The sequence below is a fragment of the Thermoactinomyces sp. DSM 45892 genome, from assembly GCF_900107305.1.
Classification (GTDB): domain Bacteria; phylum Bacillota; class Bacilli; order Thermoactinomycetales; family Thermoactinomycetaceae; genus Baia.
The window spans coordinates 12,646-33,120 of record NZ_FNPL01000017.1; the positions used below are offsets into that span (position 1 = coordinate 12,646).

23 protein-coding genes and 1 pseudogene are annotated in these 20,475 nt (G+C 37.7%); 16 read left to right on the forward strand and 8 right to left on the reverse strand.

Annotated elements, in window-relative coordinates; genetic code table 11:
* The first annotated feature begins 102 nt into the window (after positions 1–102).
* From BLU58_RS13350 to BLU58_RS13370, 5 genes and pseudogenes are all read left to right on the forward strand, one after another.
* On the forward strand, positions 103–291 hold the full coding sequence (locus BLU58_RS13350; protein ID WP_093292892.1) for a hypothetical protein: 189 nt from the start codon (positions 103–105) through the stop codon (positions 289–291).
* Positions 269–1,888, forward strand: a complete 1,620-nt coding sequence (locus BLU58_RS13355) for a recombinase family protein (RefSeq protein WP_093292894.1) — start codon at positions 269–271, stop codon at positions 1,886–1,888. Before BLU58_RS13350 ends, BLU58_RS13355 begins: the two co-directional genes overlap by 23 nt.
* Positions 1,839–2,027, forward strand: a pseudogene (locus BLU58_RS13360) (sigma factor); the annotation flags it as partial. The gene BLU58_RS13355 and the pseudogene BLU58_RS13360, both read left to right, overlap by 50 nt.
* 136 nt (positions 2,028–2,163) lie before the next feature.
* Positions 2,164–3,777, forward strand: coding sequence for a YndJ family protein (locus tag BLU58_RS13365; RefSeq protein ID WP_093292898.1), 1,614 nt, complete (start codon positions 2,164–2,166; stop codon positions 3,775–3,777).
* An 82-nt stretch (positions 3,778–3,859) separates the two neighbouring features.
* Entirely contained in the window at positions 3,860–4,690 is an 831-nt protein-coding gene (locus BLU58_RS13370; protein ID WP_143123792.1) for a 5'-nucleotidase, lipoprotein e(P4) family, read from the forward strand.
* A gap of 97 nt (positions 4,691–4,787) precedes the next feature.
* Here the strand turns inward: BLU58_RS13370 and BLU58_RS13375 are convergent, their stop codons facing one another.
* The 3 genes from BLU58_RS13375 to BLU58_RS13385 all read right to left on the reverse strand — a co-directional run bounded on the left by BLU58_RS13375 (position 4,788) and on the right by BLU58_RS13385 (position 7,368).
* Entirely contained in the window at positions 4,788–5,459 is a 672-nt protein-coding gene (locus BLU58_RS13375) for an O-methyltransferase (RefSeq protein ID WP_093292900.1), read from the reverse strand.
* A 185-nt stretch (positions 5,460–5,644) separates the two neighbouring features.
* Positions 5,645–6,628, reverse strand: coding sequence for an ETX/MTX2 family pore-forming toxin (locus BLU58_RS13380; RefSeq protein ID WP_093292902.1), 984 nt, complete (start codon positions 6,626–6,628; stop codon positions 5,645–5,647).
* Positions 6,629–7,113: 485 nt separating this feature from the next.
* Positions 7,114–7,368 (reverse strand): DUF7660 family protein, encoded by a 255-nt coding sequence (locus tag BLU58_RS13385; protein ID WP_093292903.1) that lies wholly within the window; start codon positions 7,366–7,368, stop codon positions 7,114–7,116.
* Positions 7,369–7,702: 334 nt separating this feature from the next.
* On the opposite strand from BLU58_RS13385, the gene BLU58_RS16535 reads away from it, so the two are divergent.
* The 5 genes from BLU58_RS16535 to BLU58_RS13410 all read left to right on the forward strand — a co-directional run bounded on the left by BLU58_RS16535 (position 7,703) and on the right by BLU58_RS13410 (position 11,608).
* The gene (locus BLU58_RS16535) at positions 7,703–8,212 is read left to right on the forward strand and encodes a hypothetical protein (RefSeq protein ID WP_176786682.1); all 510 of its coding nucleotides are present in this window, start codon (positions 7,703–7,705) and stop codon (positions 8,210–8,212) included.
* 144 nt (positions 8,213–8,356) lie between these two features.
* Complete coding sequence (locus tag BLU58_RS13395; protein WP_093292904.1) at positions 8,357–9,052, forward strand: ATP-binding protein; 696 nt, start codon at positions 8,357–8,359, stop codon at positions 9,050–9,052.
* Positions 9,053–9,122: 70 nt separating this feature from the next.
* On the forward strand, positions 9,123–9,467 hold the full coding sequence (locus BLU58_RS13400; protein ID WP_093292905.1) for a hypothetical protein: 345 nt from the start codon (positions 9,123–9,125) through the stop codon (positions 9,465–9,467).
* Between the two features lie 388 nt (positions 9,468–9,855).
* A complete protein-coding gene (locus BLU58_RS13405; protein WP_093292906.1) occupies positions 9,856–10,479 on the forward strand; it encodes a sterol desaturase family protein in 624 nt (207 codons plus the stop codon).
* Between the two features lie 415 nt (positions 10,480–10,894).
* On the forward strand, positions 10,895–11,608 hold the full coding sequence (locus tag BLU58_RS13410; protein WP_093292907.1) for an aspartate/glutamate racemase family protein: 714 nt from the start codon (positions 10,895–10,897) through the stop codon (positions 11,606–11,608).
* 217 nt (positions 11,609–11,825) lie between these two features.
* On the opposite strand, the gene BLU58_RS13415 is transcribed toward BLU58_RS13410, so the two are convergent.
* Positions 11,826–12,020 (reverse strand): hypothetical protein, encoded by a 195-nt coding sequence (locus BLU58_RS13415; RefSeq protein WP_093292908.1) that lies wholly within the window; start codon positions 12,018–12,020, stop codon positions 11,826–11,828.
* 539 nt (positions 12,021–12,559) lie between these two features.
* Between BLU58_RS13415 and BLU58_RS16960 the strand changes: the two genes are divergently transcribed.
* Both BLU58_RS16960 and BLU58_RS13420 read left to right on the forward strand, forming a co-directional pair.
* Positions 12,560–12,781, forward strand: coding sequence for a hypothetical protein (locus BLU58_RS16960; RefSeq protein WP_255404720.1), 222 nt, complete (start codon positions 12,560–12,562; stop codon positions 12,779–12,781).
* Positions 12,678–14,162 carry a recombinase family protein gene (locus BLU58_RS13420; RefSeq protein ID WP_255404718.1) on the forward strand — a complete coding sequence of 495 codons (1,485 nt, stop codon included), beginning with the start codon at positions 12,678–12,680 and terminating at the stop codon, positions 14,160–14,162. Before BLU58_RS16960 ends, BLU58_RS13420 begins: the two co-directional genes overlap by 104 nt.
* A gap of 190 nt (positions 14,163–14,352) precedes the next feature.
* Here the strand turns inward: BLU58_RS13420 and BLU58_RS13425 are convergent, their stop codons facing one another.
* Both BLU58_RS13425 and BLU58_RS13430 read right to left on the reverse strand, forming a co-directional pair.
* The gene (locus tag BLU58_RS13425) at positions 14,353–14,934 is read right to left on the reverse strand and encodes a hypothetical protein (RefSeq protein WP_093292909.1); all 582 of its coding nucleotides are present in this window, start codon (positions 14,932–14,934) and stop codon (positions 14,353–14,355) included.
* A gap of 17 nt (positions 14,935–14,951) precedes the next feature.
* The gene (locus tag BLU58_RS13430) at positions 14,952–15,605 is read right to left on the reverse strand and encodes a glycosyltransferase domain-containing protein (RefSeq protein WP_093292910.1); all 654 of its coding nucleotides are present in this window, start codon (positions 15,603–15,605) and stop codon (positions 14,952–14,954) included.
* A gap of 404 nt (positions 15,606–16,009) precedes the next feature.
* Here BLU58_RS13430 and BLU58_RS13440 point away from each other — a divergent pair, with 404 nt between their 5' ends.
* The 4 genes from BLU58_RS13440 to BLU58_RS13455 all read left to right on the forward strand — a co-directional run bounded on the left by BLU58_RS13440 (position 16,010) and on the right by BLU58_RS13455 (position 19,096).
* Complete coding sequence (locus BLU58_RS13440) at positions 16,010–17,608, forward strand: immune inhibitor A domain-containing protein (RefSeq protein ID WP_176786683.1); 1,599 nt, start codon at positions 16,010–16,012, stop codon at positions 17,606–17,608.
* Between the two features lie 87 nt (positions 17,609–17,695).
* Positions 17,696–18,127: a ferritin-like domain-containing protein gene (locus BLU58_RS13445; RefSeq protein WP_093292912.1), complete on the forward strand. Its 432-nt coding sequence runs from the start codon at positions 17,696–17,698 to the stop codon at positions 18,125–18,127.
* Between the two features lie 254 nt (positions 18,128–18,381).
* Entirely contained in the window at positions 18,382–18,861 is a 480-nt protein-coding gene (locus BLU58_RS13450; protein ID WP_093292913.1) for a DUF2975 domain-containing protein, read from the forward strand.
* Between the two features lie 10 nt (positions 18,862–18,871).
* Complete coding sequence (locus BLU58_RS13455; RefSeq protein ID WP_093292915.1) at positions 18,872–19,096, forward strand: helix-turn-helix domain-containing protein; 225 nt, start codon at positions 18,872–18,874, stop codon at positions 19,094–19,096.
* A gap of 138 nt (positions 19,097–19,234) precedes the next feature.
* On the opposite strand, the gene BLU58_RS13460 is transcribed toward BLU58_RS13455, so the two are convergent.
* On the reverse strand, positions 19,235–19,945 hold the full coding sequence (locus BLU58_RS13460; RefSeq protein WP_255404716.1) for a DsbA family protein: 711 nt from the start codon (positions 19,943–19,945) through the stop codon (positions 19,235–19,237).
* Between the two features lie 29 nt (positions 19,946–19,974).
* Positions 19,975–20,304, reverse strand: a complete 330-nt coding sequence (locus tag BLU58_RS13465; protein ID WP_093292917.1) for an ArsR/SmtB family transcription factor — start codon at positions 20,302–20,304, stop codon at positions 19,975–19,977.
* Between the last annotated feature and the right edge of the window lie 171 nt (positions 20,305–20,475).

A 20,475-nucleotide genomic window follows, 5' to 3' on the forward strand; every position in this document is an offset into this window, starting at 1 on the left:
GTCTTCTATTTTTGTTTAGATATATAGAGATCTATTGATGAATGTGATAGTACAACCCACAACCCACGTACGCTTTATTAATAAAACAAAGGAGGTGTACGAATGACAAGCAAGAAAGTCCCGGTAACCTTTGTATACGTAAAAAATGAAAAGTCAAAATCAAATGAAAAATTAAAGGAGGCGCTTGATGCGAAAAATAGAGCGATTGATATCTTTGCACAGTTGGCATTTCAAGCCGTATATGGTGGATCAGAAGAGGTGAGTGGAGATGAGAGTCGCCTTATACGCTAGGGTCTCGACTGAACAGCAAGCAAGTCAGGGAACGTCCCTAGAAGCACAAGTTGAGATGTGTATGAATAAAGCTTACTCTCTAGGCTTGTCTAAGTTTGAGATTTATGAAGAAGGAGGCGCTTCTGGAGAAGATATCGACCGTCCAGAGATGAATCGTTTACGAAATGACATAGCTAGTGGCAAGATTGCACATGTGATATGTGTACATCCCGACCGTTTAAGTAGAGATATGACCGATAAATTAATTGTTTGTCGAGAGTTTGAAAAGTATAATGTGAAGCTGGTTTTCTGTGATGCTGAATACCAGGATACTCCAGAGGGACAGCTTTTCTTCAACATGCAGTCATCGATTGCTCAGTATGAGCTAGCAATGATTCGCAAAAGAACAAGTCGAGGTCGGTTGAAAGCGATAGAGAAACATAAGAAAATCATGCCGATGCGGGTAGCTCCATTTGGCTATGATTTAGTTGATTCGAGTCTAGTCATTAATAAAGAAGAAGCAAAACTAGTGAAGATGATATATGAATGGTACGTATATGAAAGCTTGACCCTCCGTGAAATTGGAAATAAGTTAGTTAAATTGGGTGTTACACCAAAAAGAAAAGAGAGCCATAATTGGCATCAATCATCTATTAATCGTATTTTAACAAGTGAAATTTATATTGGAACCTACTGGTATAACAGGAGAAAGTATCAAAAGATCAAAGGAGAGAAGACCAAGAGTGGTAATCCGAAGAAAACATATGTAGTCCGTGATCGTTCAGAGTGGGTTCAGGCAGAGGTTCCAGCTATTATTGACCCAGCACTATTTAAACTAGCTCAGTCACAAAGACAGCGCAACTTAACGAATGGTGGAAGTGTTAAGTTTCAGTATTTGTTAAAAGGACTTATTCGGTGTGGGCACTGTGGGCGTACATGGAACGGCACTACTTACTCTGGAAGAAGAGATAAACAAACAGGTGAGAAGGGGAAATATAGATGCTATCGCTGTCCAAATAAGAACCCGAAAAGATACGGAGAAGAAGTTTATAAATGTAGTGCGAAAACAATACGGGCTGAGGTAATGGAAGACTTTATTTGGAATCTCATCCTCCGCACAATTATGGATCAGGATACGATTTTATCCTGCTTTGAAAAAAATTCGGCTGTCGTTCATGAGCAGATTGAGACGATGGTAGAGGCGTTAGCGAAAAGAATTGAGGAGAGGGAAAAAGAAAGAACGAGAGTGAAAACGATGTTTGTTCGGGGGGCGATAACAGAAGAAGAAATGTATGAAGACTTAAGTAAGTTGAACAAAGATATTAAGAGCCTAAAAAGCGAGCTGCAATCTTTGCAAAGCCGTTTAAATGAAAATCAAGAGAACCAAGAAGCCAATGAACGAGCTAAACAGGTAGTCACGTATTTAGAAAAGTTGGCCGCTCGAGAGGAAGATATTCCTTTTGAAAAGAAGAGAACTATCATCCAGACTTTGGTTGATAATATCATTTTTACATTTAATGAAGATAACACTCGCTGTGAAGTAACTTGCATGGGCCATTTAGACATGTTTGTTGAAAACGTTGACATCGTTTCCCGTCTACAATATCAAAAAGTTTGAGAACACAGGTGAAGACTCAGAAGACCTGATCTCCATTGGAACGATCGGCCTCATTAAAGCAATTGAATCGTATCAAGTAGGAAAAGGAACAAAGTTAGCCACTTATGCTGCACGATGCATTGAAAACGAGATATTGATGACAACAGTGGTGCGTTATACGATTCATTGTTCATTTTTTCACAATATATGATAAGATATAGAAGAGGTGAGGAACGTGAAGAATACACCTATTGAGATGGGGCTATTTTTGCTTACGAAGGAGAGTTCCGAATCGGATGAAAATAAGTAAACACATGGTCTGGCATCTGGCTTTGTTTTCTTTGGCTGTCTGTTTTGGAGAGCGCTCGTGGTATTTTTTATTACTTACTGCTGCTCAACTAATCTTTGTCCCGCTCGTTTTGCATCTAGTTATGGGGAGGAATTCCTGGTTTGCACGTGTATATCCGTACATAGCATATCCAGCTTTTCTTGCCATTTTGATACTACATATAACAGGACAGACGAAATGGGATGCATGGCTGTCAGGAATCTATCTAGTCTTTACGATTGTAGTGTCACTATATGGTCTTACACGATTTTTTAAGCGTGGATTTGCGTACCTAGAGGAATGCTCTATTGATTTAGGAATGATGTATCTTTGTATTGGCGGAGCTTGGTATTTTGCTCATGAAGCGAATGTGGAGACAGGATTTTCACCGATTATTCGGTGGTTAACGGGAATTCATTTTCATTATTCTTCGTTTTTGCTCTTGGTTTTTGCCGGTTTACTCGGTAGAAAGATTCGATCTCAATCCTCACTATATAAGCTTGTATGTGGGGTTATCTTTGTATCTCCGGTCATAGTAGCTTTAGGGATTACCTTTTCTAGGTGGTTGGAGTTAGCATCTGTTTTATTTTATATCGTTGGAATTTATGGGGTGATTTATCTTTCCTTCTGTGAAAAATTTGCTAATCGTTTTCAAAGATGGATGATTCGAAGTTCTTTTTCTGCGGTGGGAATCTCGATTCTTTTTTCTCTTCTTTATGCACTAGGGAATGTTTGGGGACTCTATCGAATCACCATTGACTTTATGATTTTGTTTCATGGAGTCATCAATAGTGTAGGCTTCGCGTTTCTGGGGTTAGTAGGCTGGATGTCTCATACTCCAGAATCTCGCTTTACAGGATGGGACTTTCCTATGAGTCGCATTCGAGGTGGACGGAAAATTGGAGACGAGATTTGTCAGCAGATAGTGGATCTAAATGAAACGGCTCCGAAAGGGCTTGTCGATGATGTTCGATTGTTTACGCCTAACGTGGATGTATCTCTACTGTCCCCAACCATCTTGGACTTTTACCAACATACAGAGCGATATCGTTTGATGGCGAGGATTCATTGGAGTTATTGGTTTACTCCATTTGCCTTCTTCTATCACCTCTTTAGTAGGCGGTTTCAACAGTTGAATTTGCCTATTTCCCGCAAGCCGGTTGAGATGTTGGGCAGTATATCGCCTATCTCAGAAGAATTAGATGGTAGAGAGAAGCCGCGGGCTTGGCTGAGAAAAGTGGGAGAAGAGGTTATATTCGTAGCGCTGTATTCGTACCATCAAAGTCAGGGACGGACCTATATGAATATATCACTACCGTTACCAGGGTCCGCGATGATTGGAATTTTGGAGTGGAAACAAATGGGGCGTGATTTACAAATTACAAGTGAAGCCTTAATTCCTTCTTCTGATTCAGGGATTTATCTAACTTGTAAGATGTTTACTTGGAAGTTACCCTTACGGGAGCGATTTTGGATTAGAGAGATAAAACCTGGGAAAATGGAAGCCCGCCATAAGATGTGGATTTTTGGAGTTCCTTTTTTAAGGGTTAGGTATGAAATAGAGAGTAACTATGATAAATGATATTCCATAAATTTACACAGATAAATAGATGATGTATAGTAAATACGTACTAAAAAGTATGTAGTGAGGAGCGGGATAAGAAATGAATCGAATGATGAAGGCAAGCGCGGTAGTAGCGCTCTCTATTTTCTCTCTAGTGGGATGTCAAACACCCACACAAGATGTGAAACAAGAGAAAGCGAAAGAAGTTGCTTTGAGCGAACAACAAGTAATGGCGGATGTGTGGTTTCAAACAGCAGGAGAAAGCAAAGCTCTCTATTACCAAGGATATAACATCGGGAAAATGAAATTAGATGAAGCTTTGAAAAAGAAGACGCAGAAGAAGCCTGCGATTGTATTAGATTTGGATGAGACTGTGCTGGATAATAGTCCGTATCAAGCCATGACGGTCAAAGAGGGAAAAGGATATCCATATAAATGGGACGATTGGATTCAAGCAGCTAAAGCAGAAGCTCTACCCGGAGCAGTTCCTTTCTTGCAATATGCAAATGAAAAAGGTGTCTCCATTTACTACATATCGAATCGCAAACAAAAGAATCAGCTAGAGGCCACGATTAAGAACATGAAGAACTTAGGAATCCCACAAGCGGATACAGATCACGTTTTATTACAGAGCGAGAATGAAAAAGGAAAAGACGAACGGAGAAAGAAAGTTACAGCAGACCGAGAGATCGTCCTATTCTTTGGTGATAATTTATCTGACTTCCAAGCATTTGATCAAAAAAATGTAAAAGATCGGAACCAAGCAGTAGACAAGGTTCGGTCGTCATTCGGCGATAAATTTATTGTTTTCCCAAATCCTATGTATGGAGATTGGGAGTCAGCTGTATACCAGTATGATTTGAAAAAATCAGATGCTGATAAGGACAAGGCTCGAAAAGATGCATTGCGTATATTTGAATACAATAAATAAGCTAGGAATCAGAGTTTAAATCTACAAAACCTCCCCTATTGAGAATAAGAGGGAGGTTTGATTTTATGGTTTGATCTAATATGGAAGAAAAATCTACTTACTCAGTGACGAGAATGACTGCGAAGCCATCGTAGCCTTTGCCTCCCACTGTTTGAATGGCTGTGGAAGTTAAGCGAGGTTCTTTAGCAATCATGTCGAATAATTCACGAGTTCCTTTCACACCAGGGTCTTCACTGTTTTCGTCCACGACTTCTCCCTCGCGAACTACATTATCACAGACGATCAAAGTTCCAGGGCGTGAAAATTTTAGGGCATACTGCAGATAGTTGGGGTTGTTTGGCTTATCCGCGTCAATAAATACCATATCAAATACGGGGCTTTCCTCTGCTAATGTGGCTAAGGAGTCTAACGCTTCCCCTACTTGAATATCCACACGGGAGGTGAGACCTGCTCGGTCAATATTGGCCTGAGCAACTTTGGCATGAATAGGGTCAAGCTCTAAACTTACTAGTTGTCCATCTTGTGGCAAGGCACGAGCAAGCCATATCGTACTGTATCCACCAAGGGTTCCGATTTCCAAGATGCGCTGTGCTCCTTGGATTTTTGCGAGTAGATGAAGGAGTTTCCCCTGACTAGGAGATACATCGATGGCTGGTAAATCAGCTTCTTCATTTGCTTTTAAGGTTTCTTCTAAGACTTGATCCGATTGTACAAGTAGATTTGAAATATAATCGTCGACTTTTGACCATTTTGTTTGGACATCAATCATGTGTGAGCCATCCTTTCAAGCCTAGATAGTATGGTACAATATATATTATACTATACAGAAAATATAATATAATATATATTGTTTTTTGTTTTATAAATGTTATAGAGAATAAGAGTGGACACTACAGGAGTAATCTGCATTACTCCTGTAGTGTCCACTTTCGGTGGATAGTTCAGTAAATGTTATTATTTCTTTTTCATTTTTGCCATATATTCTGCATATGGCATGATTTGTGTAGGGCCTTTTCCATCGATTGGTTTTATTTTTACGGCCATTCTTGAATAGTGTCCTCCAACCCCATTATAAGAGAAGGACATACCATCTAGAATCACTTGCTGATTGTCATCATCTAATGACCAAACATCTTTATGTGTTGGAGAAATGGAACCATATTTAAAAATTTGGTATGGAGTTAATTCTTTATAAATCCTGTCCCCACTATCGGGATCTTTTATATACATTCCTACGGTACCCGTAACGCCTGCTTTACCTGTGAATGTTCCGGAGAAGTTTGCATTTTGTACGATCCCAATGTATGTAGTGATTTGCCCTGCTTGAGCTATGATGGGTTGTGATTTAAATGTTTCTGTTATTTCATTCGTAGTGGTATTCGAGCTCGTATGATTATAAGTAAACTCAGATGACGCAGTAATAGTCTCTCCACCCTCTGCTACAAATGGAATGCTCAAACCTATTTTAGTTTGGGACGATAAGCCCAATTTTACCCCTTCTGCATTTGAGTAGGTAAAGCTCTCTGTTACTTTCACACTTTTTTCGGGTGTATAGGCTGTTTGATCTCTGTTTGATTCATTCTTGTAAGTTAATAACTCTACACTTGCACCGTCCATATATGAATTTGCAACAGCATTAGTAGAGATCTGGGCATTCGTATCATTGTATTTCAAATCGAACTTGATATTGTTATAGTCCTCTGTCATAGCGTAGTAATTAATGTTTTTGTGATCGAGGATGGATGCTGCGCGTAAGAAATTGTATTTTAGATCCTCCTTGAGTTGGTTTTGGTTATTTGATGGTTTAGTAGTTGCTGGTTTGCTAACAGGCATTTCTGCAGCGGAAGCAACACTGGATGCAGACGGTGCAACACCTGCACCTACTACTAATGCACAAGAAAGAGGGATGATCGTAGCTATTTTTTTCATCTTTTTCATGACAAATGCTCCTTCTATTTATAAGTGGTGATATTGGATACGTTTCTTATTATAGATGGATTCGATATCATGACGGTCTAAAATATAGGATTTTATATATTTTAGACACAATCTCACGCCTGTTAAGAGGTATGGGTTTGTCTTACTTTCCCTTGGGTGGATACCCATTCATATAGGAAGTCGGGCAGTGATTAAACGCATGCGAATATTCAAATAAATAGGACTAACCGGAACTTGTTGTTTCTGCCTATTTGGTATAGTCTGCCTGTTGCGGTTGTGTTTCATCTATCGCTTATTTCTGCAGGATAAAGATTTGTGATCTTTTAAAGACACATCCGATAGGACATTATCGATTGGTTTCGTGGAGAAAATGTAGAAGAACTTGAGTTTTTCGCTTGCACAATGAAAACTCAAGTTCTTTTATTGTTTGAATCCTAAGCTTTGCGTTTTCAGTTGGATCCATACCGTGAATTTCATTAGAAACCTTATTCGTATACCTTAGCTGCGAGTAATACTGTGGCAAAGAAAGACCAGTCCATTTCTTCTGGTAGAGGGATACCTTGATTCTTATAATAGCCATCCATATCCTTCACCCATGCTCCTAATGCGAGTAAGTAATCGTTAATGGATAGATTTTCCCAGTCCCTTTGGTTATTTTTAAAGTCTTCTGCCAAATGGATAGAAAATTGATAAAAGTCTTCTCTCGTTTTAACATTTTTTGCTTCATCTACTAGACTCATTCAGCACCTCCTTAAATAAGGGAAAACCCTCACTCTCAGTGTATGCGAATTTTGCTCCAAGTAAACACCCCTATATTATTACCAAGATTTATCATATTGCCAAGACAAGAGCTCCCAGATATGATTATGCAGATTACATGTGGCGTTAGATCAATTTATAAAAAATATAAGGAAAGAGAGGTAATGGCTCAATCTAAAGATAATAACAAATAAACGTTTGCAATGTTGTCAAGATTAGGACTTTCGCACATGATGATTCTGATATATGATTATGCAGGTCACATGTAATTTTTATTTTATTTATAAAAAAATATAAGGAAAGAAGGATATATAGATGAGGAAAGCAAAGAAATTATTACTCATTTTTACTTTTATTATCAGTGTGTTATCAGGTGTTTTTATGTTATCAGGACAGGCTTCTGCAAAAACGATATCGGCTAATAATCTACCGATTAACAACATTCATTTTATGCAGTCCACTGCTAAAAATAAGACTGGGGACTACACAGTTCTGGACAATGCCGTAGCTTTAAAAGAAGGAACTCTTAAACCAGAAGAACTTCCTCAGATCCGTGTATGGCGTGATAAGGATAAAAAAATCTGGACGTTAGATCATAGACGACTGATTGCCTTCAAACTAGCAGGAATCAAAAATGTGTCAGTGAGATGGGCAACAGAAGATGAGATTAAGCATGACGCTTTTAAAATGACTACACCAAACGGTGGAGAAGCAATTGATTTATTATGTCCTAACAGTAAGACTCTTACAGTGAAAAGAGCAGAAGACTATAGCGTTTGGAGCTTAGAATATCTAAAGCAAATTAGAAGCTTGTATCAAGGCTAAAGGTGTATATGTCTAATTCAGACAAAAATCTTCACAATGTTGTCAATACTAACTCTTTTATGTGTGCCGACTCTTATATATGATTATGCAAGTCGCCATGATTTTACTTTATTTATATAAATTTAGGAAAAGGGGAATACAATAATGGGTAAGACCACGAAATTATTAGTTGTTTTTACGTTTATTCTTAGCTTGATCGTAACGGGTGTTTTGTCAGTTTCAGCATTTTCACATCCAGCCACTAAGAAAGCTGGAGAAATCCAAAAGGAAGCAATATTTATGGTAGGACCACCAGCAGCAGGTAAATCATCAACACGTAAAAAATTATATCCAAATTACCGAGTAATTGATCCAGATGAACTAAAGGCAAAAGCATGGGTAATGTTGCAAGAACAATACAAACAAAATCCAGAAGCTACTGTAGACGTTCTAGGAGAAAAACACAAACTATCCGATTATGCAAACCTACTAGAAAAGAATTATGATGAATCGAATACAGATATGGTCGAACTTGCTCATCCCTTAAGCAAGGAGTTATCAACTCAAGAGTTCCAAGATGTCTTAACTAAAAATGATTCTTTTGTATACGACACAACAGGTGGAAATGTAGAGAGAATGAAAAGAGAAATTCAAGAAGCGAAACAAAAGGGCTTTAAGATCGTTCTTCTCTATGTCTATGCACCGTTGGATGTTTGTTTAAAACGAAATGCAGAAAGATCTAGACATGTTCCGGAAGATGTAGTAAAAGAAATATGGAACGACGTACAAAAAGCATGGGTCGAATTAAAAGATCTTCCAATTGTAGATATGACAAAAATGGTAGATACTTCTATTAAGTAAATGCTATGTTAAAGCTCACATACAGACAACTTGTCTGTATGTGAGCTTTCAATAGAATGGGGGTATATTGATGAAATTATTTGTTGACTTTCATGGGGTATATGACAGTAACAAAGGGAATTGTAAGTATGTAGTCAGCAAATTACCACTGGACTTCCAAAGCTCTCTTGAACTAAATCAATTTGTGATGAAAACAGTGAAGCTAGTCAAAGATGACTTGCTAGAAGCTAAAAAGCAAGGATATGGAATTACTTTGGGTCTGCCTGATTCACCAATTGGAGCTTGTGCGATTGTAGAGGCTGTAAAGGGAATCATCGGTTATACGCCTTATGTATTATTTTCTTACGAACCTACTTGGTGCGAATTAGACTTAGAAGAAATACGTGAAGAAAGTCGAGATCTATTCAGAAGATAAATCGTTTCCCAGAAAATAAGTCCTGTTGAGGGTATAAAAATGGCTAGGGACACGAATCTATGTCCTTAGTCATTTTTACTATTCGCTAACATTCAAATGGACAAGCAGTATCAACATATATAGTGATTTTTATTTATTTATGGATACAAGGGGATTTATGGTTTTTGCTCTATATACTGGAGATTGGATAGGGTTGAGCAAGTTACATATGTATTATTCTGAAACAAATATTATAATGGGTTTAGGAGAACCAAATCAGCTCATCATTCAAACGTCAACAGAGAATATGAAGCTCCAACATTTGATGGTGTCTGCTAAATGAAGTCGAAATATTCACATGTTAATCTCTTGAAGCCACATGACTGAGATCCACCATGGAGGGATTCTAATGAAAAAGGTATATCGGGACTTTTTTTTTCATTTTGATATCACGGCGATGCTCATTATCTTAGTTGCTTTTGGTTTCTATGTTCTATATCAAGGAGTAAATGCTTTTACCTTCCTCGCACTTTTTCTTGGAATGGGCTTATATGCTTTTTTAGAATACGTTACGCATCGGTTTCTTTTTCACATGAAGCCACCTAAAAACCTCTTTTTCCTAAAGCTGTTGAAGCGTCTGCACTATGATCATCATGTCGAACCTACTAACTTGAAACTATTATTTCTACCTGTCTGGTATAGTCTTCCTTTCGCCGTTATACTGTCATCCGTGGCCTATCTTATCACGAATTCTCTTACTCTCACCGCATCCTTTGTGATGGGATTAACTGCTATGCTATTGATTTACGAATGGAAACATTATGTTGCACATGTCTCACTTAAACCTAGAACCTCATTTGGAAGATGGTTAAAAAAGACGCACTTATTGCACCATTATAAAAATGAGAACTATTGGTATGGTGTCTCCAACCCACTATTTGACATAGTATTTGGAACATTAAAAGATGAAAAAGATGTGCCCACTAGCTCGACAGCGAAAGATTTAGAGGGTAGGGATAGGGTGGCTCAATAGTAGAGGATTGGAACAAGCAGAAAAGTTCTGGAAGACCCCTCTTTGCCCAATAGCGTATAGCTATCAGGCAAAGAGGGGTCTTCTATCATGAAGGGTGAGAGATGGCTGAATTAGTTAAATCTGATGAAGAATCATGACATTCAAATACGGTTGGATTTCATTTGAATGATCAACATAGAAATAATGCATTTGAGCTATACTGTTCACTAAACCCTTCATTCATAATATAAATACACATACATTCTCTTGAAGGATAGTAGCAATGAAAGAATGTATAATGGTGGTTCTAATTATGGTAAAATATCTGAGGAAAGAAAATACAAGAGTGGGGCGCACAGATACGTTGTGACCAACGTGTGTGAGCTCTCTAAAAGAAATATAAACGTTAGTAATAGACATACGTAAAGGAGCGCATATGAAAACAATTGGATTAATCGGAGGTATGAGTTGGGAGTCTTCACTTCTTTACTATAAACAATTCAACCAACTTACTAATCGAGAATTAGGGGGTCTCCATTCCTCTTCTTGTATCTTATACTCCTTAAACTTTGAAGAGATCGTTCAATTACAAAAACAAGGAAAATGGGATGAGAGCGCCGCTATTCTGGCTAATGCAGCTGTGCAATTAGAAAGATCGGGAGCGGATGTTATCTTAATCGCCACTAACACTATGCATATCATAGCACCTCAGGTTCAAGAGGCCATTTCCATTCCATTGATACACATTGTCGACGTAACAGCAGAGGCAATTCAAGCAGCACAACTGAAGAAGGTAGGCTTACTTGCAACCAAGTTTACGATGGAACAACCCTTTTACCGTGAGATCATGGAGGAGAAATATGGAATCGAAGTAATCGTTCCATCTGCTGAAGATCGTCAAGTAATACATGATATTATCTTTGATGAACTGTGTAAAGGACGAATATTAGAAAGCTCCAAACAAAAATATTTGACTGTTGTTGAGAAGTTAATAGCCTCAGGGGCAGAAGGAGTTATCTTGGGCTGTACGGAGATTCCACTACTAATTAAGGCGACTGATATAGATGTCCCTATTTTTGATTCCACCATGCTGCATGCCAGTTATGCGGTAAAGTTAGCATTAGAATCAAAACAACCAGTGTCCATATGACTTAGAAGTTATACGGAACGGGCTTTGTACATCTAAGGAGGTTTTGCTCGATCTCCCCGAAAAGGCATATTAGGTGTCTCGAATCGAAAAAGACGAGGACTTTCCAGTTCGGTGGGAAGTCCTCGTCTTGATAGATGGCTTATACTCCTGCTTTCGCTATGAATCAAGCCTTTTTATTGATATTAGGTATTTCCCAGATTGTTGGTTATCGTGAGTCCTATTCGCGCTCAGACAGGTTAGTTGTTGAGATGTTTTGTTCTATTTTGGTTGTGCCGTCATGCTGTTCTTGAGCTTTTTCTTGTATATATACAGATATAGCAGATACGTATGGGATCATAGCCACAAATACTGTAATTACTAATTTACCAATGGTGTTTAACATAGTCTGCCATCTCCATCCTGTATTTTTCATATAGTCTTCCTCTCATTATACACCTCTTTCCCCTTATTTCTCTGGTAATTTTTAGATTTAACAAGATGTTCACTCCATCCCCACTAGTCTCGATTGCTAAAGAATGGTTAGATTGGCTCAATCAATAGGGGTAAAACAAGAATTTGGGTCACGGATATCGAGTACCTGCTAGTCTGTTAATATATAATTTTATTTATCTAAATTATTAGTTGCAATTAAGTTGAAAATATTTAATAATATATCTAATGAAATATAATTTAGAGATGAAAGGTGGAACTAGATTTGGAAATTTTTGAACTTATATCAAAAATTGTGTTATCCATTGGAGATGTCGTGAAAGCTGCGAGTTCTCTCGCTTCACTAATCGGTAGTTGGTTCGCATAGTAAGTCCGATCACCAAGAATCAAACAGTGTAGATTCATAGCTCCCTATCCGGGGGCTTTTTTGTTTGAGGTGGAAAGGTGGGGATAAATTTCTTTCTTACATCTGTTCAAATTGACAAGCAGTGTTGGCATACCCATGTATCAGGGGGTGCTAAGATGCATGTGATGATGATTAAAGGAGATTATGCGAATCAGGCTAGGCTGGATAGCTATCAATACCTTATTGATTTATATAGAAGGGAGCATATCAACATTGATCGGAATCTATGCACGAGTGAGTACCGAGGAACAGGCGAAAAATGGGTTCAGCCTTCAGGATCAGGTGTCCGAATGTCGGAAGAGAGCGATGACTACGGAAGTGATGGAATACATAGATGAAGGGATATCTGGCGAGTTCCTAGACAGACCCGCATTAGGTAGGTTGAGAGAGGACGTTCGGAATGGAATCATCAAGAAAGTGATCTGTCTCGATCCAGACCGGTTATCTCGTAAGCTGATGAATCAGCTATTAATAACAGATGAGTTTGATAAGCGTAATGTGGATTTAGTGTTCATAAATGGAGATTATGCTAAAACCCCTGAAGGAAATTTATTTTATAGCATGCGTGGGGCCATTTCGGAATTTGAGAAAGCAAAGATTAATGAACGGATGAGCAGGGGAAGGAGAGCGAAGGCAAAACAGGGCCGCGTTCTCCGAGATTTTCAGATATATGGATATAGCTATGATAAGCAGACCGAACAAATCATTGTGAATGAAGAGGAAGAAAAAGTTGTGAAGTTTATTTTTCATACATTCACGACTCCAAATGAGATCCAAGGGATTAATGGAATTGCGAGGTATTTAACAGAACGAGGAATTCCAACAAAAAAAGGAAATCATGTATGGCATCGGCAAGTAGTACGACAGATCCTTATGAACAAGGCATATATTGGTGAGTTTTATCAGAATCGTTGGAATACAGAAGGCATGTTAGCTAATAAGCACAGGGAACCAGGGGATCGTATTCAGGCCCGTATTCGACCTAAAGAAGAGTGGATACGGATGAATTGCCCCAGAATCATAGAGGATGCTACCTTTTCTCATGCGCAAAGATTGCTAAACGAATCAAGGAGAAGGTGGACGAAGCAAAGTAAAAATCAGTACCTGTTGAGCGGGCTATTACGATGTGGAGGGTGTCATAATACGATGACTGGACGGGTATCAAAAAACTGGGGACAGAAGGTTGCTGAGTATACGGATAAAAAGAATTACGCTGGAGCCAAACACTCTGGATGTGGTAGAAAAACGAAATGTGAAGAGCTAGATCAACAAGTTTGGGAGCAGATCATAGCATGGTTGAATCAACCTGATGAGATTTCAGCGGCAGCAGAACAATTAGCCAGAGATGAAACGTTTAAATCCTTTGATGAAGTTGAAATAGAACGTATGGAAAAAGAAATAGCTAAGATCCGGTCGGGTAGAAAGAGATTGTTTAAGCTATTTAATGAAGAACCAGATTTGGAAGAAGAGATCAGGACTGAGATTCGAGAACTAAAGCAAAAGGAGGAACATCTGACGGAGAAATTATCTATGTTAAAAGCGAAACAACTAGATCAGATGGATTTGAAATATTCATTTGAACTGATTAAACAAGCGTCCGAATATTACCTACAAAAGGGAGCAGAAAATCTTGCGTTTGATGATAAAAAAGAATTAACAAGGCAAATTGTAAGAGAGATTTTGGTGTATGAGGATCGGGTGGAGATTTATACGTTTTAGTGAATGGGGAAATAATTATGATTGAATATAATAATTTATAATGGATATACAAAATCTGAATATTGATAAAGAAACAGATGGTTTATTCAACAACAAAACAGGATGGTTATACTGGACATCAAAAAGCAATGGCTCTAGATCTAGAACCATTGCTCAGACATATACTGCAGTCTAAAATATAAATAGGGAATTATACAACTAAATATAATCTTAATTTCATAACATTTAATAAGAAATGTTTTTCTGCAAAAAAAGTATCACAATACACTTTTTCAACTTCCCGATCACAGTCATGCACAATTACGTGAGTATTATAGCTTTGTGTAGCAAGCCATGACGCCATATAAATACTCTGCATTCTTCCAGGTGTTTCATCGCTATACCCTACTGGCGCATCAACAAAGATAATATCCCATTTTTCAGTTAAAATTTCTTTAGGCAAATCCATCTCTAACTTTTTATGATCATTCAACAACTCCATATATTGTTTTCTTTTGGTTCCATATTGTACCAATTCAACCTCTATATTAGGTATTTCCTCTTTTATACGATTAAAAAATATTGGATTGTCTTCAATAAAAACCGTTTTACCATTCTTATTTAGTTCAGACCATAACCGACTATCTTTCCCTACACCAAATATTAATATATTACAAGGTTTCCTCATTTTGATTATCTTTGCTACTGTCAAATACTCTTCTACTGATAACTGCCCAGGGTTTATCTCAACAAGTCGACGGATTTTATCCAACAAATGCTTATCCTCTTGCAATTATGATCTCTCCTTTATCATCTATGAGGCTTTATATCGAAAAAATTTTTTAATATATTCCATTCAAATTGTTTATAATTCATTAGATTCTTCCATACTATATAATTAAAACTTAATTGATCTCTTTTACTATAATTGACAACTTCATTCCACCAATCTTCCATCAAGTTAATTATCATAGGATGATTGTGTTGTCGTAAAATTACACCAGATGCAATAAGGCCATTATTGATTGGATATTTTATTTCTTTGTATTTCTCTATCTGCTTTCTCATAATCTGTGGAGTATCTTTTTTTAGAGCTTCACATGCTGCTTGCTCTTTATAGATGCAATTCCGATTAGGGTGATTAAATACTATTAAAGGATGGCTACTAAGAAATTCAATTAAGGGGTAAATAGGTTTTTTTATAACCATATTTCCATCAATCCAGATACTATATTGGTATTGACGCAAAAAACGATGAGGAAGAATTTTATATCGTCTGGCGAATCTAGTAGAATCCATAAACAATCTATTTGTTTTTATTATTTTCCATGTAGCAGAATTTACATTTGGGTTATCTGTAAATAATACATAATCAATATTAGGCTCTCTAATGTGAATTTCCTTGATAGTTTCATAATTGCCCATGATAGCAGTGTACACTACTATTTTATTCTCCTTGTACATCAACAACACCCCTTGTACATCAACAATACTCCTTCGTTCATCTTATGAAACTATAAATAGAATTGTTCACAGTTTTTCATATCTCTGGACTCAGTAGAGTACAGAGATGTAAAGAATACATTTGAACACTTGCACCACTGTTGTTATAAGAATGGAGATCTTAATGCATCTACGGTCCTTAAAAAAAGCACGCAAGGATGTATCGCTCCACGATCCAATCGGGACTGATAAAGAAGGTAATGAATTTACACTGAGTCTTTATCTGTGTGTTTTCTTCAAAATCGTTTTTTATGTAATCTTTATTTTATCTGCATTTTATATTTATAGGCGATCATTAAGATAGTCTTATCGACAGATTAGTTGATCTAGGTGCACAAGAAAATAAAATGCAGGAGGAATATAAATTGAATACCTATAAAAAAATAGTAGGCATGCTTTCCATAGCGCTAGTAGTGACGATCGCTAATGTTACGGTTCCAACAGGTATCGTGAATGCAAGTGCTCAAAAGGACAAACAAGGAATAGATATTTCTACTGAATTTGGGAGAAAGGCAGAAAAGAACTTATTATCCATTCAGAAGCAGGCATTGGAGAAAAAGAGCATGTCTGATTCCAAAAAAACAGGGGCACACACGGATTATACGGCTGTTTCCTTAATTGAGTTCCAGAATTTAAAGCATAATCAAATTAAACCAACCACAAAAGAAACTTTCTACACGAAAGATTTTAATCCAAATCACTACAAAGATATGCTCTTTCAGTCGGGTGCCTATCGGACACCTGAAGGAGTTAGCATGCCTTCTATGAATCAATTTTATAAAGAACAGTCGGAAAACACTTGGTCTATGCAGGGGACAGTTGCCCCGTGGATGCAGGCTAAAAATAAGAAAGAGTATTATGGAGTGGGTGGGGAATTTGAGGGTTTTGATGGGTTTAAAGAATTAGCAAAAGAAACGCTAGAACAGGTAGGTCAAACCATTAAAGGAAACGAGGACAAATACGACCAGAGGGATCCCTATGATTTGGACGGAGATGGAAACGTCATGGAGCCGGATGGTTTATTGGATAATCTTACCGTTGTGGTAGCAGGATCTAACGCTGATTTATATGTAGTACCTCATCAAGGGACATTGAAAGAACCTGTGCAAATACCTGGAACTTCTCTAAAAGCCTACTCATATATGATGGTTCCGGAAGATACCCCTGTTGGTACTTTTGCACATGAGTATGGTCATAATCTGGGATTGCCGGATCTATATAACCAGTCTGTAAAAGGAGAAAGCCTGGTAGGGAATTGGTCATTAATGGATTTAGGTGCATCAAATGGAAAAATATCTGGAATTGAGCCAGTCGAATTTAATCCACAGTCAAAATTATTTCTTCAAGCTACTTATGGTGGTAATTGGATTAAGCCCATTGAAGTCGATCTAGATGATTTGAAAGAAAAGAAAGAAATTCTGTTAGACGAAGCCGTTAGCAAAAATTCTGCTCGCAAGGTAATCAAAGTAAACCTCCCTCCAGTAGAGAAAGACAAAAAGAAATATCCCCGCTATTATTTGATTGAATGGAGAAGTCACAATGGGTTGGATAAAGGGCTTCAACATACATTTAGGGGACCCACCTATGACCCAGGAATGGTGGTTTGGTACTATGATGGTAGTTACGATCAAAAGAACAATTATGGAATGATTGGTGTTGTTGACGCTCACCCACAAACTTTGTACTGGAACAATGATAAGTCAAAACCAGCTGAGAATGCGTTTCAACTTGCCGATGCTGCTTTTGGTCTACGTAAAACAACCCCTCTAAAAGTAGAATCGTATAGGGGGAAAATAGACTCTCCTTCTCAAGAAGGGGTTCCCATTTTTAACGATCAAAATCACTATTCCTTGCAAGGGATGGAAAGCATCGGGGATTTGCTACCTAAATTAGGTCTCCAATTTAAGGTCAGCAAAGAAAGCAATGGTGGGCGCGGTGCTACGATTGAAATCTCGAAAACGTAGTAGAACGACGAAGTGAAGGTCTCTGTATGATTTTCAAACAATTGGGTACTGTAAAAAAGGACGATCACAGATAAAGGAGCCCATATCATGGATATGAAACGGCAAGAACTAATCGACGGACTGAATGAAGATTTAGCTCACGAACTGGGAGCGATTCATCAATATATCTATAATGCTTCCACTGTATCAGGGTTGGCTCGACTAACATTAAAGGATTTCTTCTTAAAAGAAGCACAAGATGAAATGCTACATGCTCAGTACTTAGCAGAGAAAATTGCTACCCTTGGTGGAGATCCTATTTTAACAGCTCCACCTGTCCAGATAACGCATGATGTAAAAGGTATGCTGCAAATTACTTTGCAAGCAGAAGTAGATACAATTGCTAGATATATAAAGCGGATGGAACAAGCGGAAGCACTTCAAGAAATTGAATTAAAGCTAAAACTAGAAGATATGATTGCCAATGAAACCAATCATAAGGAAGAAATCGAGCGGCTTTTAGAAGATCCTAGATTGTAGTAAGGGAACCTGCTCCATTGGACAAGCACTGGAGTCTGATAGAAAACTTCTGGATCACGAAATGATAGAAAATAGGGCTTTTCACTCTGATTATAAACACAGAGTGGAGAGCCTTATTCTATTGTTGAGGAATTACTTGGTACTATAAATATTCTATGGAAAAAACAAAAAAATAGCTTAAAAAGATAATTATTTATTGATAAACAATAAATCTGGTGGTAAAATCAATATACTAACTAAGTGAGGTGCTTTTTATGAAACGAGCATCAACGCTCTTTTTAAAGATAACGGTTTTTATGATCGGGCTTCCTATTCTTGCTCTATGTATCTTTTTAGTGCCCAAAATGGCGAATTTCGCAGCTTCATTGTATCCAAATTTTGCTTCAATCAAATATCTTGTTTTTATCGTGATGTATGGATCGGCTGTCCCTTTTTACTTCGCTCTCTACCAAGCCTTCCATCTTTTACGGTACATTGATGAGAATAAAGCATTTTCATCATTATCCGTGAAATCTTTAAAGAATATACAGCTCAGTGCGATGATCATCAGTGGTTTGTATCTGTTAGGATTGCCACTCTTTCATTTTATAGCGAGGAAAGTTGACCCTCCCGTCGGATTATTAGGGCTTATTATCACTTTTACTTCGTTGGTTATTGCAGTTTTTGTTACCATCATGAAACGGCTTCTACAAGAAGTGATTAACATAAAATCAGAGAATGATTTGACGGTCTGAGGTGGAGAATATGGCAATTATGATTCACATTGATGTAATGTTAGCAAAACGAAAGATGAGCGTAACAGAGCTTTCAGAGAGGGTTGGGATCACGATGTCCAATCTATCTATATTAAAAAATGGAAAAGCAAAAGCAATCCGGCTTTCTACGTTAGAGGCAGTTTGCAAAGTATTAGAATGTCAACCTGGGGATATTTTAGAGTATCGGATGGAGAAGGAAACCCAAGATGAATAGGACAATATCGCCTAGATAAAATCGTAGTGATTTCGTAAATAAGCGAATGGGTCATTACGGCGGTGAAATAGAATTAAGGAGCTATCCCTTTGAATGGATAGCTCCTTAATTGGTTTGATGTGACCAGCTAATCGACCATTACTTTTTCTTATTTAATTCCTTATCAATGATGGACTGGACCTTCTCGTAATCAAAAGGATTATCCAACTCGATGCCATTAATCATAATCGTTGGAGTCTGTTCAACTTTAAATTGTTGGACCAAATCTGCATCTACACTTACTTGATTTGATGCCTTTTTTTCCTTTATATCGTTTTCGAGCTTGGTGAGATCAATCTCTGGAGTATGTGTTTTAGCAAGATCTAATAGCTTTTCTTGTGTTACCCATAGACCATCGTGATTTCCATTTGGTTGAGCATCAAACAATGCTTTATTATATTTCCAAAATGCTTGGGGGTTTTGAGCAAATACGGATTCAGCTGCTAGTGAGGATAGCGTAGATTCTTCCCCATGAAACAGGACGTGAATATATGCGAGTTTCACTTTTCCAGTATCAATGTAGTCTTTTTTAAGTTGCGGAAAGATTTTTTGGCTCCAAGCTTTACAGGATGGGCATTTGTAGTCACCAAATTCTACGATGGTTACGGGGGCATCCTCTTTTCCGAGTACGGGTTGATTCACTATATTAGGTTGTTCTTTCCGGATGGCTTCTAGATTTTCTTTATTTCTCATATCTGCTAGAACAAAAATACCGACTACCAAAGCTAACGTAATAAGTGTGCCTATCACAAGTGGTTTATAAGATATTTGGCCCTTCTTGTGTCCTTTTTGGTTCTTCTTTTTTTTCACCTATTTTTCCCCCATTCGGTTTTGCTCATTTAACCAAAGCATTGATCATTACGCTTACAACTCGTAACTTCTTCATGAACATGAGATAAAACATGATCAAACATATCCAACAATTCATGGATTTGATTATCTCGAAGACGATAATACATAAATTTTCCTTCTTGTCTGCTGGTAATGATTCCACAACCCTTTAAACAAGCTAGATGTTGAGAAACATTCGATTGATTCCCGTTGGTTTCTACAACAATTTGCGAGACGGTTTTTTCATGTTTCTTGATGCAATCCAAAATTTGAAGCCGAGTTTTATCTGCAAAGCCACGAATAAACTTTACTTTCACATCAATAGAATCTTGAGTCATACGGACTAGACCTCCTAGTCGTATTAATATGTACTAATATGATTCGTCACGATATATTAGCACTTGTTAATACATCCGTCAATATGGGCTAAGGTTCGTTCTTAAAAATGAAGAACTGCGAAATAAGGTACAAAGAAGCTAGCGACTGTAACATTCATGTCACATCGGCCA

Bases quoted from the DNA above. Each gene is read 5' to 3' on its own strand.
- BLU58_RS13350 (WP_093292892.1), top strand. From the start codon at position 103: ATGACAAGCAAGAAAGTCCCGGTAACCTTTGTATACGTAAAAAATGAA.
- BLU58_RS13355 (WP_093292894.1), top strand. From the start codon at position 269: ATGAGAGTCGCCTTATACGCTAGGGTCTCGACTGAACAGCAAGCAAGT.
- BLU58_RS13365 (WP_093292898.1), top strand. From the start codon at position 2,164: ATGAAAATAAGTAAACACATGGTCTGGCATCTGGCTTTGTTTTCTTTG.
- BLU58_RS13370 (WP_143123792.1), top strand. From the start codon at position 3,860: ATGAATCGAATGATGAAGGCAAGCGCGGTAGTAGCGCTCTCTATTTTC.
- BLU58_RS13375 (WP_093292900.1), bottom strand. From the start codon at position 5,459: ATGATTGATGTCCAAACAAAATGGTCAAAAGTCGACGATTATATTTCA.
- BLU58_RS13380 (WP_093292902.1), bottom strand. From the start codon at position 6,628: ATGAAAAAGATGAAAAAAATAGCTACGATCATCCCTCTTTCTTGTGCA.
- BLU58_RS13385 (WP_093292903.1), bottom strand. From the start codon at position 7,368: ATGAGTCTAGTAGATGAAGCAAAAAATGTTAAAACGAGAGAAGACTTT.
- BLU58_RS16535 (WP_176786682.1), top strand. From the start codon at position 7,703: ATGAGGAAAGCAAAGAAATTATTACTCATTTTTACTTTTATTATCAGT.
- BLU58_RS13395 (WP_093292904.1), top strand. From the start codon at position 8,357: ATGGGTAAGACCACGAAATTATTAGTTGTTTTTACGTTTATTCTTAGC.
- BLU58_RS13400 (WP_093292905.1), top strand. From the start codon at position 9,123: ATGAAATTATTTGTTGACTTTCATGGGGTATATGACAGTAACAAAGGG.
- BLU58_RS13405 (WP_093292906.1), top strand. From the start codon at position 9,856: ATGAAAAAGGTATATCGGGACTTTTTTTTTCATTTTGATATCACGGCG.
- BLU58_RS13410 (WP_093292907.1), top strand. From the start codon at position 10,895: ATGAAAACAATTGGATTAATCGGAGGTATGAGTTGGGAGTCTTCACTT.
- BLU58_RS13415 (WP_093292908.1), bottom strand. From the start codon at position 12,020: ATGAAAAATACAGGATGGAGATGGCAGACTATGTTAAACACCATTGGT.
- BLU58_RS16960 (WP_255404720.1), top strand. From the start codon at position 12,560: ATGCATGTGATGATGATTAAAGGAGATTATGCGAATCAGGCTAGGCTG.
- BLU58_RS13430 (WP_093292910.1), bottom strand. From the start codon at position 15,605: ATGTACAAGGAGAATAAAATAGTAGTGTACACTGCTATCATGGGCAAT.
- BLU58_RS13445 (WP_093292912.1), top strand. From the start codon at position 17,696: ATGGATATGAAACGGCAAGAACTAATCGACGGACTGAATGAAGATTTA.
- BLU58_RS13450 (WP_093292913.1), top strand. From the start codon at position 18,382: ATGAAACGAGCATCAACGCTCTTTTTAAAGATAACGGTTTTTATGATC.
- BLU58_RS13455 (WP_093292915.1), top strand. From the start codon at position 18,872: ATGGCAATTATGATTCACATTGATGTAATGTTAGCAAAACGAAAGATG.
- BLU58_RS13465 (WP_093292917.1), bottom strand. From the start codon at position 20,304: ATGACTCAAGATTCTATTGATGTGAAAGTAAAGTTTATTCGTGGCTTT.